The organism is Candidatus Melainabacteria bacterium RIFOXYA2_FULL_32_9 (genome assembly GCA_001784615.1).
GTDB lineage: Bacteria > Cyanobacteriota > Vampirovibrionia > Gastranaerophilales > UBA9579 > UBA9579.
On record MFRQ01000113.1, the window covers coordinates 1 to 464 of the forward strand.

Here is a 464-nt window from a genome sequence, read left to right on the forward strand (position 1 = left end):
ACTATAAGCAGCACAATCCCTGCAATGCCGCCAAGGCCTGCTATGAGCACGCTCCATATATTGATCCTGATATTTATGAACGGCAGGAAATTGAGCAGCACAAGCATTACAATGCCGATTATGCTGTTTATTATAATTGGCTCCAGCGCCTGCGCAGAAGTGAGGGCAAGCCATGTAATGACTGCAAGGATGACTATCGTGATGATCGGGCCAAGCTGGCCATCGTTTGCCATCCGGTATCTCCCGCCTTAGCTTTTTGCGCTTAGTGCTAGAGCGTAATCCCTGCAAGGTTTAGCAATATCAAAAGTGCCACCCCTGCTATGCCGCCAAATACCGTTATGAGCACGCTCCATATATTGATAGGAATGTTTATTGCAGGAAAGAGGTTTACCAGCCAGAGTATTATTATCCCGATGAGGCTGTTTACCACAAGCCATGCAAGGCTGCGTCCTGACCGTAAAACT

2 protein-coding genes are annotated in these 464 nt (G+C 47.6%); both read right to left on the minus strand.

Annotated elements, in window-relative coordinates; translation table 11 throughout:
• On the minus strand, positions 1–233 hold a 233-nt coding region (locus tag A2255_00420), incomplete at its 3' end, for a hypothetical protein (GenBank protein ID OGI18227.1).
• Between the two features lie 15 nt (positions 234–248).
• Positions 249–437 (minus strand): hypothetical protein, encoded by a 189-nt coding sequence (locus A2255_00425; protein OGI18228.1) that lies wholly within the window; start codon positions 435–437, stop codon positions 249–251.
• Positions 438–464: the final 27 nt, after the last annotated feature.